At 37.6% G+C, this 15,606-nt stretch carries 14 protein-coding genes; 7 read left to right on the plus strand and 7 right to left on the minus strand.

Annotation, left to right across the window (positions count from 1 at the left end; translation table 11 throughout):
* Window positions 1-82: 82 nt before the first annotated feature.
* The 5 genes from AC1M83_RS13360 to AC1M83_RS13380 all read left to right on the plus strand — a co-directional run bounded on the left by AC1M83_RS13360 (window position 83) and on the right by AC1M83_RS13380 (window position 5,900).
* Complete coding sequence (locus tag AC1M83_RS13360; protein WP_481590873.1) at window positions 83-709, plus strand: TetR/AcrR family transcriptional regulator; 627 nt, start codon at window positions 83-85, stop codon at window positions 707-709.
* A gap of 102 nt (window positions 710-811) precedes the next feature.
* The gene (locus AC1M83_RS13365) at window positions 812-2,503 is read left to right on the plus strand and encodes an AMP-binding protein (RefSeq protein ID WP_481590874.1); all 1,692 of its coding nucleotides are present in this window, start codon (window positions 812-814) and stop codon (window positions 2,501-2,503) included.
* Between the two features lie 100 nt (window positions 2,504-2,603).
* Complete coding sequence (locus tag AC1M83_RS13370; RefSeq protein ID WP_481590875.1) at window positions 2,604-3,278, plus strand: class I SAM-dependent methyltransferase; 675 nt, start codon at window positions 2,604-2,606, stop codon at window positions 3,276-3,278.
* A 122-nt stretch (window positions 3,279-3,400) separates the two neighbouring features.
* Entirely contained in the window at window positions 3,401-4,399 is a 999-nt protein-coding gene (gene cysK / locus AC1M83_RS13375) for a cysteine synthase A (RefSeq protein WP_035266629.1), read from the plus strand.
* Between the two features lie 184 nt (window positions 4,400-4,583).
* Window positions 4,584-5,900, plus strand: a complete 1,317-nt coding sequence (locus tag AC1M83_RS13380; RefSeq protein WP_481590876.1) for a flavin monoamine oxidase family protein — start codon at window positions 4,584-4,586, stop codon at window positions 5,898-5,900.
* 60 nt (window positions 5,901-5,960) lie between these two features.
* Here AC1M83_RS13380 and AC1M83_RS13385 read toward each other — a convergent pair whose 3' ends face one another.
* Both AC1M83_RS13385 and AC1M83_RS13390 read right to left on the minus strand, forming a co-directional pair.
* Window positions 5,961-7,583 carry a long-chain-fatty-acid--CoA ligase gene (locus AC1M83_RS13385; RefSeq protein WP_481590877.1) on the minus strand — a complete coding sequence of 541 codons (1,623 nt, stop codon included), beginning with the start codon at window positions 7,581-7,583 and terminating at the stop codon, window positions 5,961-5,963.
* Between the two features lie 113 nt (window positions 7,584-7,696).
* On the minus strand, window positions 7,697-9,052 hold the full coding sequence (locus tag AC1M83_RS13390; protein WP_481590878.1) for a flavin-containing monooxygenase: 1,356 nt from the start codon (window positions 9,050-9,052) through the stop codon (window positions 7,697-7,699).
* Window positions 9,053-9,156: 104 nt separating this feature from the next.
* Here AC1M83_RS13390 and AC1M83_RS13395 point away from each other — a divergent pair, with 104 nt between their 5' ends.
* Window positions 9,157-9,774 carry a TetR/AcrR family transcriptional regulator gene (locus tag AC1M83_RS13395; protein WP_481590879.1) on the plus strand — a complete coding sequence of 206 codons (618 nt, stop codon included), beginning with the start codon at window positions 9,157-9,159 and terminating at the stop codon, window positions 9,772-9,774.
* Window positions 9,775-9,778: 4 nt separating this feature from the next.
* Here the strand turns inward: AC1M83_RS13395 and AC1M83_RS13400 are convergent, their stop codons facing one another.
* Entirely contained in the window at window positions 9,779-10,651 is an 873-nt protein-coding gene (locus tag AC1M83_RS13400) for an alpha/beta hydrolase (RefSeq protein ID WP_481590880.1), read from the minus strand.
* Between the two features lie 152 nt (window positions 10,652-10,803).
* Here AC1M83_RS13400 and AC1M83_RS13405 point away from each other — a divergent pair, with 152 nt between their 5' ends.
* The gene (locus AC1M83_RS13405; RefSeq protein WP_481590881.1) at window positions 10,804-11,472 is read left to right on the plus strand and encodes a phosphatase PAP2 family protein; all 669 of its coding nucleotides are present in this window, start codon (window positions 10,804-10,806) and stop codon (window positions 11,470-11,472) included.
* Between the two features lie 4 nt (window positions 11,473-11,476).
* On the opposite strand, the gene AC1M83_RS13410 is transcribed toward AC1M83_RS13405, so the two are convergent.
* From AC1M83_RS13410 to AC1M83_RS13425, 4 genes are all read right to left on the minus strand, one after another.
* Window positions 11,477-12,790: an ATP-binding protein gene (locus AC1M83_RS13410; RefSeq protein WP_481590882.1), complete on the minus strand. Its 1,314-nt coding sequence runs from the start codon at window positions 12,788-12,790 to the stop codon at window positions 11,477-11,479.
* A gap of 15 nt (window positions 12,791-12,805) precedes the next feature.
* The gene (locus tag AC1M83_RS13415) at window positions 12,806-13,486 is read right to left on the minus strand and encodes a response regulator transcription factor (protein WP_481590883.1); all 681 of its coding nucleotides are present in this window, start codon (window positions 13,484-13,486) and stop codon (window positions 12,806-12,808) included.
* 13 nt (window positions 13,487-13,499) lie between these two features.
* Window positions 13,500-15,161, minus strand: a complete 1,662-nt coding sequence (locus AC1M83_RS13420) for a phosphoethanolamine transferase (protein ID WP_481590884.1) — start codon at window positions 15,159-15,161, stop codon at window positions 13,500-13,502.
* A 182-nt stretch (window positions 15,162-15,343) separates the two neighbouring features.
* Window positions 15,344-15,606, minus strand: a 263-nt coding sequence (locus AC1M83_RS13425) for an alpha/beta hydrolase (RefSeq protein ID WP_481590885.1), incomplete at its 5' end; no start/stop codon positions are given.

Raw genomic sequence — 15,606 nt, forward strand, 5'->3', positions numbered from 1 at the left:
ACAATACAGTTATTTTTTTAAAAAGTGAATATAGATTCAGAAAATGATTTATAATTCATTTTAGTTGATTGGGTGAACAATTATGAGTTATAAAAGATCCACTTTGATGCAAGAGCGTATGGAGCAAAATCGTCAATCGATACTGCAATCCGCGCGCGAACTTATTGCGGGTGGTGGTTTTAAAGATGCACAAGTGCAAGCGATTGCAGAAAAATCTGGTGTCTCGAGTGGTTTGGTCTATCGCTATTTTGAGAACAAAAATCAGATTTTGATTGAAGTGCTTTCACAGGCCATCAAAGGTGAGGTCGATATTCTGAATCAGATTGCAAAAAATGATTGGACTTCGACTGAGAAGTTGACAAAGGCCGTCACTGCTTTCGTAAAACGTGCTTTGAATAGCCCTCAACTTGCATATTCACTCATGTTTGAGCCCGTAGACCCAACGATTGAACATGAACGTTTTAGAAGTAAGCAACTGATAAAACAATCCATTAAGGAGATTCTTGCCGAAGGAAAGGTCAATGGTGAGTTCGAATTTGAAGATTTAAATACAGCTGCATTATGCGTGGTTGGTGCGATGACATTCGTTGTGATTGAACCTTTAAATCCATCGCGTAATGTGATGTTTGATGACGGTTATAAAGGTTATTTCGTTAAGCAAATTGCAGACTTTTGTGTCAATGCAGTTAAGGCAAAGGAGGAAAATTAATTTAATTCACACAAAAGGATGTCATGTTTAAACGAGTAATCGCGTAATTAATAACGAAATATTGGATTGATATAAGAAAATAGAATCAAGGAGTATGATTCAATGACGCAATTACGACTCAGTTATGCCTATGGCACCAGTGAGCAACCCTTATTGGGTATGACCATAGGCCATAAATTTGATCAAGCATGCCTACAATATGCCGATCAGGATGCTGTGGTCAGTGTGCATCAAAATGTACGTTTGACCTATCAGCAGTTACAAGAGAAAGTAAATGCTTTTGCATGTAGTTTATTAAAAATCGGTTTAGAAAAGGGAGATCGTCTAGCGATTTGGTCCCCTAATTGTGTGGAATGGACGATCGCACAATTTGCAGCCTTCAAGGCTGGAATTATTTTGGTCAACTTAAATCCTGCGTATAAAAGCTACGAGCTAGAATACGTACTCAATCGAGTATCTTGCAAAGGATTGATCATTGCATCGACCTTTAAGACGACCAATTATCTAGAAATTTTGACGCAAATTGCACCAGAAATTTTGCATACGACCAATGGCGTTTTAAATGCTGAAAAATTACCGCATTTAAAGTATTTGATCAAAATAGATGATCAACAACATACTGGGTTTTATCGCTTTAGTGATTTATTGGCTGAACCGACTTCAGAGCAGTTAGATCAACTTAATGAGATAGCATCTGGTCTTCAATTCGATGAAACCATCAATATCCAGTTTACCTCCGGAACGACAGGTAGCCCCAAAGGGACCATGCTGACACACAATAATATTCTGAATAACGGGTATTTTGTGGGAGAGGCAATCAAACTGACTTCTCAAGATCGAGTTTGTATTTCTGTACCGTTATTTCATTGCTTTGGTATGGTGATGGGTAATCTCGCCTGTATTACACATGGATCAACCATGATCTATCCATCAGCTGTATTTAATCCTCTTGATAGTCTTAAAGCGATTGAACAAGAGAAATGTACTGCGGCATATGGTGTGCCTACCATGTTTATTGCCATGCTTGATCATGAGCAATTTGACGAATTTGATTTGACCACATTACGTACAGGCATCATGGCTGGCAGTCCATGTCCAAAAGAAATCATGAAGCGCGTCATTGAGCGTATGCATATGCGAGATATCACGATTTGTTATGGCATGACTGAAACAGCACCAGTAAGCGCACAAAGTTCGATCACAGATTCGCTAGAACAACGAGTGAGCACTGTTGGTCGAGTTCATCCACATATCGAAATTAAAATAGTCGATGAACACGGTAAAGTAGTGCCTCGTGGCAAACTCGGAGAGTTGTGTGTACGAGGATACTCAGTCATGCTGGGCTATTGGGATGAAGAAGAAAAAACCCGAGAAGTCGTAGATGTCGCAAAATGGATGCATACCGGTGATATCGCTGAAATGGATGATGAAGGATTTATCAAAATCAAAGGTCGCATTAAAGATGTCGTGATTCGTGGGGGGGAGAATTTATTCCCTAAAGAGATTGAAGACTTCTTATATAAACATCCGGCTGTTAGCGATGTCCAAGTGATTGGACTTCCTGACCCGAAATATGGCGAAGAGTTATGTGCTTGTATTATTTTGCATGAAGGACATGAATGTTCTGAACAAGTGATCAAAGATTACTGCAAAGCCAATATCTCACATAATAAAGTGCCACGATATGTACATTTTCTTAAAGAGTTCCCAATGACTGCTTCTGGTAAGGCCCAGAAGTTTAAACTCCAAGAATATATGCGTGAGCACCTCAATATTTTTGATGAGAGTGCTTAATCGTCATTGAGTAATATTTTTAACTTCAAGCTAGAAAAACAACAAAGCCGAACTTAGTTCACTAAGTTCGGCTTAATTTTAAAAATAGTCGAAGAGCGATATGGCAAAGAATTTTGATCACCCAAAAATTGTAGAAAACTATGATGAACATATCAGGCAGCTCATACCAGGATATGAACTGATGCATCTACATATACTGGCACTGCTTGAAACTCATCTCAAAGAAGAGGCTAAAATTGCCATTGTCGGGTGCGGAACTGGATTTGAACTGAATTATTTATTAGATCATTTTCCAAAGGCGGAGTTTGTTGTGTTTGATCCATCGGCAGCGATGCTTGAAAAAACAAAACAGATCGTTCAGTTTAAGCAGCAAATGCACCGAGTCATAATTCTGCAAGGTGACACGACGGTGCTCCAGAAATATTCTGAAAATTTTGATGCAGTATTGAGTATTTTGGTTTTTCATTTTGTTTCACATGCATGCAAAAAGAGTTTTTTAGGTGATATTTACCATGCTTTGAAACAAGATGGTGTGGTTCTGAGTTTCGATCTGATGCAATTCGAAGAACCAAATGATCAGTTAGTATTAAAAAATTTGGTGACAAAAATAGGATTAAGTGAAAAACAAAGTCAGGTCATGTTGGAAAGAATACATGATGACTTTAATTTAATGACGGTGAAAGAGATTAAGAATCTATACCTTCAGGCTGGTTATCAAAATTTAAGAACTTTTTGTCAAATGTCTAATTTTTATGGATTAAAAGCAGTAAAGTGATAATTTCATATTTAGAATAACCTATTCATTTTATTTTATATGAAAATCGTACAAATGGTTATATATCTAAAATGAAAAAGGATTATGATAAAAGTATTGTTTTATGAATATAAGGATTGTTCATGACCACAGAGACTCAATTTCCACAAACTTCTAATCGTGGAATCGCGGTATACAGTAATAACGCTGAAGCGATTGGTAATACACCGCTTATTCGCATTAATCGTGTGATACAGGGTGGGGCTACAGTTCTTGCTAAAGTGGAAGCACGTAACCCAGCATTTTCAGTAAAATGCCGTGTTGGTGCAGCTTTGATTGCAGATGCAGAACAACGTGGTGTGCTTAAAGCAGGCATGCATATTGTTGAACCGACGAGTGGTAATACAGGGATTGCGCTAGCTTTTGTTGCTGCTGCTAAAGGTTATGACATCACACTGACCATGCCTGCAAGTATGAGTATCGAGCGCCGTAAAGTACTCAAAGCATTGGGTGCTCATTTAGTATTAACCGATCCTGCTAAAGGGATGAATGGTGCTGTTCAAGAAGCAGAACGTTTAGTTGCTGAGAACCCAGAGCTTTATTATTTACCTCAGCAATTTGAAAACCCAGCAAATCCTGCCATTCATGAAACTACAACTGGACCTGAAATTTTTGAAGCAACGGGTGGTAAGGTTGATATTTTAGTGGCTGGTGTAGGTACGGGAGGTACGATCTCTGGTATTTCGCGTTATTTTGAGAAAGTTAAAAATCAAGCCCTTTACTCAGTTGCAGTTGAACCAGCAGACTCACCAATTATTGGACAAGCGAAGCGTGGCGAAACACTGACTCCAGGACCACATAAAATCCAAGGCATTGGTGCAAACTTTATTCCTAAGAACCTAGATTTAGATTTGGTGGATGAAGTTATCGCGATTGAAAATCAAACTGCAATTGATTTTGCTCGTCAATCTGCAATCAAAGAAGGAATTTTTGTGGGGATTTCAAGTGGTGCAGCATTAGCGGCCGCTCATGAACTTGCTCAACGTCCTGAAAATGCCGGTAAAACCATAGTGGTGATTTTACCTGATGCTGGAGAGCGCTATTTATCTTCAGTTTTATTTGAAGATATCTCAGCAGATTAACGAGAAAATCAAAGCATTCTAAAAAAAACGGTCTTCATGGCCGTTTTATTTGTGATTTATTCGATTAAAACAATTTTTAACTCTTCTTAAGTTACCAATCATTTTAAATTTATTACATCACACGACTATTTTCACAGTTTTGAACGCGATATCTTTAAGCGAATTTTTTCTAATAAAAAAATGAATGAACGACTTTAATCATCCTATTTATATTATCGGCGCTGGTGTTGCAGGATTAAGTTGTGCTCAGCATTTAAAATCAGCAGGATTTAATGTTGTTGTTTTAGAAGCACGTGATCGTATAGGTGGGAGAATACATACACAAAACATTGATGGTCATTGTTTTGACCTTGGTGCATCATGGATACATGGTATTGATAATAATCCGATATGGAAAATTGCAGAGTCCAATCAGATCAATACTCAAGTTTTTAATTATGATCAAATGGATTATTTTCATGCCAATGGTCAGCCATTTACTGAACAAGAGAGCTTAGAATTTGAAAAATGCCTTCGTGATGTTCAGAAGGTTTTTCAAAATAAATCAAAAGAGCAGGATATCTCCGCTTTTGAGCAACTTGAGAATGTTTTAGGAACGATACGTTTTCAACTTCATTATTTTGATCGAGACGTCATCACACACAAAATTAAGCAGTATTACTCAAGGCTTGCCAATGATCCTTTTGCGACTGATTTAGAGCAATTAGCCCATAATTTTATGGATTTTGAAGGCTACTTCTCAGGCGATGAAGTGATATTTCCAAAAGGTTATGAACAGATTGTTAAAGTTCTGGCTACTGATTTAGAGATTCATACGAATGCAGATATTGTTGAAATCGATCATGACTCTCATCAAGTGCAGATAAAAACAGCATGTGGACAGCTTTACATAGGTTCTCAAGTTGTGGTGACAGTTCCACTCGGTATTTTAAAGCAAGATAAAATTAAGTTTGAGCCGCCTTTGCCTAGTGGATTAGTCCGATCGATTCAAAAGCTGGGTTTTGGATCTTTCAATAAAATATTTATACAATTTTCAAAAGCTCTAGAATTTAATGGGAATGCACTTAAATACAATACGGCATTTTTTTGGGATGAGCGTGAGCTGTATAGTATTTTAGATTTTAGTCGTTTATATAATAAACCGACTTATCTACTTCTCGTGGGAGGTACAAAGTCAGAATGGGTTGATCAAGCAACGGAGCAACAGGTGCATGAATATATCAAGAAAATATTGAAGATTTGCATGCACTCCAATGAAATTCAGAACATCATAATTACCCGCTGGGGGAGTGATCCGTTTAGTTTAGGTTCATTTAGTTTTCCAAAAGTTGAACATACTAAAGATGATGTAGAGATCTTTAAAAAAGAGCATCCAGCGCAAGTATATTTTGCAGGTGAACATTGTCATACCGATTATGCAGGCACTGTGCATGGTGCATATCTGTCAGGTCGTGATACTGCTAATTTAATTATTCGTAGTGGCTTAAATATAAAGCTGTAACTGATGTACAGTTACAGCTTTATTTAGTTAGTATGAGTGAGTTGAGAAATTAACCTGAACTCACATTAATACATGTCCATATTCTTCGCGAAGTTTTCTTTTTAGCATTTTTCCAGTGCCGCTAAGCGGTATGGCATCGACAAAAATCACTTTATCTGGAGTTTGCCATTTTGCAATTTTATCAGCATAGTAATCAATGAGTTGTTGTTCAGTGATTTGGCTATTAGGATGTTTAACGGCGATTAAGACAGGTCTTTCATCCCACTTTGGATGTTGTGCTGCGATGACCGCAGCCATCGCAATTTCTGGGTGACCCATTGCGATATTTTCAAGCTCTACAGAAGAGATCCATTCTCCACCAGATTTAATCAAGTCTTTGGCACGATCACTAATATGCAGATAGCCATCAGCATCTATAGACGCAATATCTCCAGTATCAAACCATCCATCACTGGTCAATGGTGAGTCGGACTGACCAAAGTATTTGTCAACAATCCAATGTCCTTTGATTTGTAAATTACCAATAGTCTCACCATCATGTGGAACAAGATCGGTTCCTCTTTCTTCAGACACTAAACGAATCCTGACTCCAAACGGCGGGCGACCTTGGGAAAGACGTAGTTTTGCTTGTTGATCCTGAGAAAGTTGTTTATGTTTAGCTTTGAATTGATTGGCAGTGCCAAGTGGACTAGCTTCAGTCATCCCCCATGCATGAATGGTTTCACAATCATATACATCACGGAATGTGGCTAACATGCTAGGTGGGCAAGCCGAGCCACCAATCACATTACGTTTTAAAGAGGTCAGTGAACTGTTCATTGCTTTTGCAGCGACCAACAAGCTTTGCCAAATGGTAGGAACACCAAGTGCAACAGTCACTTCATATTGATCAATGAGTTTAACTAGACTCTCACCATCAAGACCCGGCCCTGGTAATATAATTGAAGCACCTACCATCGCTGCGGCATAAGGTGTTCCCCATGCATGAACGTGAAACATCGGAACTACAGGTAAAATAGTGTCTTTGGCTGACAGATTGAGTGAGTCAGGTAAGCTGGCCGCTGAACTGTGAAGAACAGTTGAGCGATGAGAATAGAGAGCACCTTTAGGATTGCCTGTTGTTCCAGAGGTATAACATAGTGAACTAGCAGTGGTTTCATCAAATTCAGGCCATGTATATTCTGCAGTTTGACCCGCAATTAAATCATCGTAGAACAAGACTTCGGGTAAGGCTTGACGAATCTTTTCATCAGGTGCATCTAAGCAGATGAAATGTTGCACCAGTGGAATATGTGCTTTTATTCCTGTAATCAAAGGTAGGAACGTTTTATCAAAAATAATCGCTTTATCTTGTGCATCATTAATAATGAAAATCAGTTGTTCTGGAAATAATCTTGGGTTAATGGTGTGACAGATTAAGCCACTACCAGAAATAGCATACCAAGCCTCTAAATGACGATGATTGTTCCAAGCTAATGTTGCAATACAATCGCCGTGAATGAGTTTAAGTTCATTTAATGCCTTTGCACCACGTTTAGCATTATCCGATACATCGCCCCAATTGGTTTCGTAAAGTGAGCCATCGGTGTTTTTTGAAACGATCAGGGTGTCTTTATGAAATTCAGCAGCATGTTCTAGTAAACTGCTGATTAATAAAGGTTGAAACATCATACGTCCGTGCATGCAAAGCTCCTGCTATTGATCATTTAAGTTTTTATTTTGAGTTGATTATATTTATGTAAGGTGAGTGCTCACGATTAACGTAACACTCACTGATGACCTAGAAATACACTAAATTATGCAGTCAGTAAAGAACCAACTAATTTACGGATTGAAACCAAAGGTTTACGCTCTGGAATGATGACACCAGCAGTTTTAAGGTCTGACACGAGTTCAGCGCGGAAGTCATTATAGTCAACCTCTGCTGCATGACGTTGACCGCCTTCAAAGTTGTAATGTGGATGATCTAACTCATGCTGAATCGCTTTTTTCATATCAGCAGGACGTTTATATTTTCCTAAGATTTCCTGACATGCCAAATTGGCTTGATGATCTGAAATTGGCCAAATACAACCTAGTGGCTGGAATAAACCAATGAAATAAAGATTGTCATGTTCTGCATGCATCATTTTACGGTAAAGCGGTAATTTTTCAGCATGTTGGAAATCTATAAAATCTTTATCGAAGAAAGGGAAGACGGTCCAGAAACCAGTACAACAACAAATAATATCAAACTCTTGTTGAGTACCATCGACGAATTCTACAATTTTACCATTGAGACGCTTGATCGCTGGTTTTGGTTTGATTTTACCGTGACGCACATAGTCAATGAAGTCAGAGTTCGCCGTTGGATGTTGTGTCAGCATCGGTTTGTCATTTACAGGCAAGCCAAAATCTGCGTAATTTCCACTGAATGCTTTTACCAATTTGGTCAGAATTTTTTGGCGCATTTTGGGCGGAAGTTTTTCCATTGACTTGACGAGTATGTCTGCGGGATGTCCAAACATAAATTTTGGAACAAACCATTGTGGACTGCGCATCGATATATACACATCTTTTGAGACACGTGCTGATTCTACGGCAACATCACAGCCTGAATTACCTGCACCAATGACTAAAATTTTCTTTCCACGCCAGTCGTCATTTACACCTTTAAAATCATGTGAATGCATCCACTTGCCAGTAAATTCACCTCCATACTCAGGGTATTTCGGTTTCCAGTGATGACCATTTGCAACCATTAAATAGTCATATATTTTCTGTTGTTCTTTACCTTGATCATCGGTGTAATCCACCACCCATTTTTTATTTTCATTTTTATGAATATGGTGAATCGTGTGATGAAATTTAATCTTGTCATATACACCAAAATGTTTGGCATAATTTTCAAAATACTGCTGCAAATGATCATGTCGTGGATAATCAGGGTAACTGTCTGGCATTGGATAATCTTCATATTCAGACATTGTACGCGAGCTAATAATGTGTGTATTCTCATAGACTGAAGAATGACCAGTTTTAGAATTAAACACCCAATTCCCACCGACTTTGTCATTCTTCTCGAAGATATCGTATGCAATACCATTTTGTTGACAATTTTTAGCAGCCGTAATTCCTGACGGACCTGCACCAATGATACAGACTGTGTTCATATTCATATCCTTGAATGATGTTCTTTTTATTCATAACCAACTATAGTTGGTTTTATGACTATAATCGATTTATTTTTAAACAGCAAGACAGGGGATTTGTTTAAATGCTTTTTGATGAAATTAAGCTTCCTGTACAAAAAAGAAGTAAAGCAAGGTTAGAACTTGTATTAGAAACAACGAAGAAAATATTAGAAGAACAAGGCATCAATTACTGTACTATTCCCGAAATTGCAGCACAGTCCGATCTTCCTAAGATTACGATTTATCAATACTTTCCAACAGTTAATCATTTGTTCAGCATATTGGTGAAACGTTATTTAGATGAACTGCAGGCCTATGTTTTGTTTAAAAATGAGTGCTATCAAACTTGGTCAACACGTGATATTTGTTTTGATCTAATTTCTAAGGTGGCTGAGTTCTACAATTCAAATCCTGCTGCAAGTATTTTGATTTTGGGTGGGCCAGTACATGTTGATGGTTTTAATTTACAGGAAATCGTGATTGAGAAGATTGCTCATGATTTACAAGCGGTATTTGAGCAGAAAGTACATCCGCTAAAATTGAATAGAAAAGAGGAAGCGGTGTATCTGGTTGAAATGGTTTTTGCATTAATGAAACACAGCTATTATCAGCATCAACAAGTCACTGATGACATTCTAAAAGAATGCCATTTCATCAGTGAATTTTACTTAAGCAGTAAGGGATATAACTACCAACTTTAAAAGTTTATTTTAGTTTTTCCAAAAAATGTTGATGCGCTGTGATGAGTTGATCAAAAACGGGCGAATGGAATAGATCGAAGTGACCGCAGACGAACTCACGATATTCACCTTGTTTTAGTTTTTGTGCGAGTTTACGTGTTGCTTTGATAGGAATAAGTGAATCTAGTTCCGCACCTGACACAAAAACAGGGCATTGAATTTTATGTACGATCATTGTTGGTCGGTATAAACCAATGGTTGCAACGATTCGAGCTGGTACAGCATTTTTCCAATGTATCCCGTCTGGGATCAGTCGATAATATGCATCATAGCAATCTTCACCCGCCAAAATGGCAAACCGATCTTTTGCAACTACAGGCATGGTTTTGACTCTACCTATTTTTGCTAGGGCTAAATCTTGTAATGCAATCATGGTTGCAGGCAATAAATATTTTTTCGGATACAGTGTCAAGCTCGCTAAACCATCAACGTGTGGAAAATTAGAGATCACTGCTTTAAAGGTGTGTTCACTTGCTAATGTTAGAACATGCGCACCACTGAAAGAATACCCCCATAAAATGATATTTTTTTTCGGGATATAGAATCGGGATTGAATATAGTCGATAACGACGTTCCAATCCTGAAGTTGACTATTTTTATCGACAAGATGCTGAACAGGACCACTGCTTAATCCAAAACCAGAATGATCAAATACGCATAAGTTATATCCCAATTCTGCATAAGCTTCAGCGAAAGAGTTTAAGCCACAGCTTTTTTCTCCACCTAAGCCATGAGCCATAATGATGATACTAGAATCTTTTGTGATCGGCTCTGGCATATATAAATCCGCTTGGATTTGATAGCTACCATTCGGAATGAGTAATTCTTGAGTTTGCATCGTGGTTATCCTTAACACTTTTTTATTTTTTAAACCCAACTCAGGTTGGTTTAAGCATATCGTTATGCAGTATAAAAGTCTATTTGATGTCAAATCGTTCAGAAAATTTTAAGCCTGATTGATTTAAATACATTTTTATTCGATGTATTCGTATGAGTTTTTTCTATCGCAAGCAATGTATCGCCTTAATCTTGAGCTATTTCATTTTGGTCAATCTATTTCCAGTGCATGGTGCAGTCGACATGAAATTGATTCAATTAGGCTTAAATTCAAAAGGAGTGTTCTATTTAAAAGATGCATTTTGGCCAAGTGTAGTCGGGCATGAATGGGTTAAATATGTGCTAATCGCGATGTACTGCAGTATGCTGATATCTGCAGTCATGGTTGCTCATCCCAAATCGAGAAATCAACGTTTGGAAACCTCTAAAAATTACATCACAATTTTTGCAGTTGCTTTAATTTCAATTATTTTAATAGCGTTGTTCAAATCACAGTCGAACTTGATGTGTCCGTGGGATGCAGCTCAACCTCAGGGAATGACAGTTGTCTGGAGTCTCAGTAGTAAAGTTGGGCATTGTTTTCCTGGAGGTCATGCTTCTGCAGGTTTTGCATTATTGAGTGGGTATTTTGTGTTCAGGAGCAAAAAAAGCAAATTAGCTCAATTTTACTTATTGAGTGCAATTCTCTTGGGAATGCTTATGGGATGGACACAAATGCTTAGAGGTGCACATTTTTTGAGTCATAATCTTTGGACTGGTTGGCTGATTTGGATGTTCAATGTCGTAATATTTAGTCTAAAAGAAAAGGTTAAATTAGCCTAAGCAATTAATGTAGTTTAATTTCCACTCTCACCAATAAACCACCTAATTGAGGGCTGCGATCAAAGATAAGATTACCCCCCATACGTTCTACCGCTTTTTCAACAATTGATAAACCTAAGCCACTACCAATTTCTTGATGTTGCTCAACTCGATAAAATCTTTTTTTAATACGTTCATAGAGATCTGCTGAAATTCCTGGGCCACTATCTTCGACTTGAATGATCGCAATATCATTCTCTTGAAATGTCGAAACATTAATGATGCCATTGGGAGGCGTGTATTTAATCGCATTCTCTATTAAGTTGGTTAATATTGAATCTATAGCAGATGAATAATTTATAATTTGAACGTGTTCATAACGTTCCATACCTAAATCGATTTCTTTGGCTAAGGCTAAATGAATCAATTGTTCAATAGATTGATAAGCACGTTCATCTAACCGAATACTCATTTTTTTCTCGTTACTGGCATTCAATGAATCTTGTTGAGCGAGATTTAAAAGCTGTCCGACCAAATGCTGAGTTCGATGTAAACCATTATTCATTTTGATTAACGATTCGTGATGGGGGAGCTCTTTGAGTAAAATTTTAGTTTGAAGATTTAATGCTGTAATTGGTGTTCTTAATTCGTGAGCGGCGTCTGCAATAAATTGTTTTTGTTCTTGTTGGGCATCAGAGATCCTTTGAAATAATTGATTAATCGCTTGAATGCTGGGTACTAACTCAATAGGGTACTGTTGAGGGTCAATTACGGTCAGCTCATTTGGTTTGCGTGTACTTAATTCGGATTTAAATTGTTCAAATGGAGAAAAATTTCTTCTAATCATAAAACCTAAGCCATAAATCGCGAAGGGCATAATGATTAAGTAAGGTAAAAACATATTGATTGCGAGCTCTATGGCTAAAGCTTGTCGAACAGAGTCTTGTTGGCTCACTTGGACTTGAACAGTTTTCAATGGAATCACATAGGTATGCCATTTACCATAATGATTAGTGTGATGATAAAAACCTGAGTTAGCAACTGGCTCAACCAACTGTTTAAACTTTTCGTGTAAATGTGATTGTTGGTCATAGGCCCAAACATCTACAAATAAATCTTCTTCATGGTACTGTTTTAAATGTGAAAATTTACTCTTTACAGGATCTGGATTAAATTTTGCAACGCGCTCTGCCAGATTTTTCAGCTGAGCATCAAGTATTTCATTTGTTTCCTCTAAAGCTGTTCTATAGGCTGAAAAAACTAATATGCATCCCATCACCACACTAAAAATTGAGGTAAATACAACAAGTTGCTTTTGTAAAGAGTAGGGTTGCGTCATGTATCAATTCTTGTTTTATGGTGTAGGCTGACCTAGCCGATAACCTAATCCTCGCACATTACGTATAAAATTTTTACCTAATTTTGAGCGTATGCGATGAATATAGACTTCAATGGTATTACTGCTGATTTCATTTTCAATATCATACAGTTTTTCTTCAAGATTAGACTTCGAAAAAATCTTATTTGGATAAGTTAAGAGTGGAATTAATAAAGCCCACTCACGGTTTGAAAACTCAACCTTCTGATTTTCAAAACTCGCGATATGTTGTTCAAGATCTAACTTGAGTCCGCCAAATTCTAAAATTTGTTTTATCTGGGGGGTATTTTGTTGAGATGCACGTCTGAGTATGGCGTGAATACGCGCTAATAACTCCTCAAACTCGTATGGTTTTACTAGATAATCATCAGCGCCTTGATTTAATCCATCGATACGGTGCTGAAGTTGATCTCTTGCTGAAATAATGAGTACAGGAATTGAAGGAAATAGTGAGCGAAGATGTTTGAGTACTTGCATGCCATCCATCATAGGTAATCCAAGATCGAGCAGCACTAAATCAAATGCTTGTTGATTTAATTGTTTTAAGCCATCGATGCCATTATTGACCCAGACTACTTCAAATGATTGATATTGGAGCAACTTTTGAGATGACTCTGCAATCATAAAGTCATCTTCAATCATCAGGATTTTATTCATATTAGACTCTGTTCTATAATTGAGGTTTGCATTGTTGGCTGAGGTCTAATGCGGGTTGTAATGTTGTAGTATGAATATTCAATAAACTTAGCATGGTGTGAAAGACATTGTCTTGGCTAAGTACATCATTTTTCTGAGATTCAATGCATCGTACAGTTGACGCTTGATGTTTTCGCCATGCTGTTGAAAACCACATGATCATCGGCACATGAGTTTGTTGTGATGGTGCAATTTGATAAGGCGCGCCGTGTAAATACATTCCATGTTCACCCGTGGATTCACCATGATCTGATAAATACCATAAAGCGGATTGAAATTGAGTTTGTTTGTTTAATAAATTGATTGTCGAAGCGAGAATATGGTCTGTATATACAATTGAATTATCATAAGTATTGATCAGAGCTTGTTGACTACATCCCTGAATTGCGCTGGTGTTACAAGTCGGCTGAAAGGGTGTGTATTGATGAGTGGACCGTTTATAGTAAGCTGGGCCGTGACTTCCCATTTGATGGAGTACGATAAGTCTTGGCGTTTTATCATTTTTGGGAATGGCTTGAATATAGGCATTAAGGCTATCAATCAATATTTCATCTTTACATTCACCCTTAGAATCGCACCATTGCTTATGAATAGATTCGGGAATTTCATAACGCTCAACCCGATTACAAACCTCTTTGCATCCTGAATTGTTATTGATCCACGTTACTTTGTAGCCCGCACGTTGAATAATATCGAGTAAGTTCTCCCGTTGTCTTGCGACTTTTTCTGTATATGCTTGTCGAGTCATACCAGAAAATAAACAAGGTACGGATACCGCCGTTGCAGTACCACAGGAACTGACGTTACGAAAATTGATTATATTTAATTTGCTTAATTCTGGATTTGTAGCTCGATCATATCCATTCAACTGAAAACTTTCTGCACGTGCTGTTTCTCCTATCACTAAAACCATCAGTTTTGGAGTTTGATGGGTCGCCGTTTGAATAAATTGGTGTGCATCACGTCCGTAGGGGTGAATAGTCGTATTTTTGGGAGGTTGAAGATGTTTATAATAACTGAAGGACGCTGCAACGACGTTTTGAGGACTGATCATCCCTTTCAACTCTCTGTTTTCTCTAAAAATAGCTGCATAGTCAACATAATATAAATAAGCGCAACCTAACACTAAAACTAAACTGATTGCACTGTGTAACATTTTCCTGCAAAGGGTATGAGAAAACGTTGATTTTTTGATATTCACCCAATAAATAAAAAAAAGAGGCGCTAAAATAAAAAATACAACCCAAATAAATAATCTTATATTTATCAGATCAAATGCTTCCATCGTATTGGTTTGCATCATATTTTGAATCTGATCAGCATTAATAATAATGCCTAAACTACTTACAAAATATGCAGATATACCGCCTAATACAATCCAGATACTTGCAAATATCTTTACGTTCAATCTCCAATGAATAAGATTGAAAATAAAAAAATAAGCGGCTGTGATTAAGACAGATGAACCTATTAAAAAAAGAATTGCTGGGTAACCTTGATAAGGTGTGAGTGAAGTAAGTTGTTTGTAGAACGCAATATTTAAACCAATGCCAACCCATACTGAGAGTACTAAATTGAATAGTGCTAGGCTTATCGTTGGTTTTTTCCATTGCTGAATGATAGATGTGTAGCGCATACGATGAGTTCTAATATTTAACTACGCTGAGATTAGGTTTTATTTCTTAAAATTTACTGAATAAATGATTGAAGTCTAGGGCATAAAAAAAAGCCAGACTGGTGGAGCAATCTGGCAAAGCGTCAAGATGAGTCACCCGTGACAGGTGATGTTCCTGAGTTTAGTCTTGAGTTGTTCTGAACTTAAGCCTGAATAAATTCAGCGACAGCTTGGTTAAATGCCTGTGGTTGTTCAACATTCGAAATGTGCGAAGTATTAATCTCAACAAGTTGACTACCCGCAATCGCGGCTTGCATAAACTGACCATCTGCCACAGTGGTCACAGGGTCTTGTTGACCTGCAATAATCAATACTGGAATCGAAATCTGTTTGAGTTGTTCACGCACATCCGCCTTAGCCAAAGCTTCACAGCAGCTTGCATAACCTTCAGGGCTGCCAGCTCCTA

The sequence above is a fragment of the Acinetobacter sp. 25-47-130 genome (genome assembly GCF_056779705.1).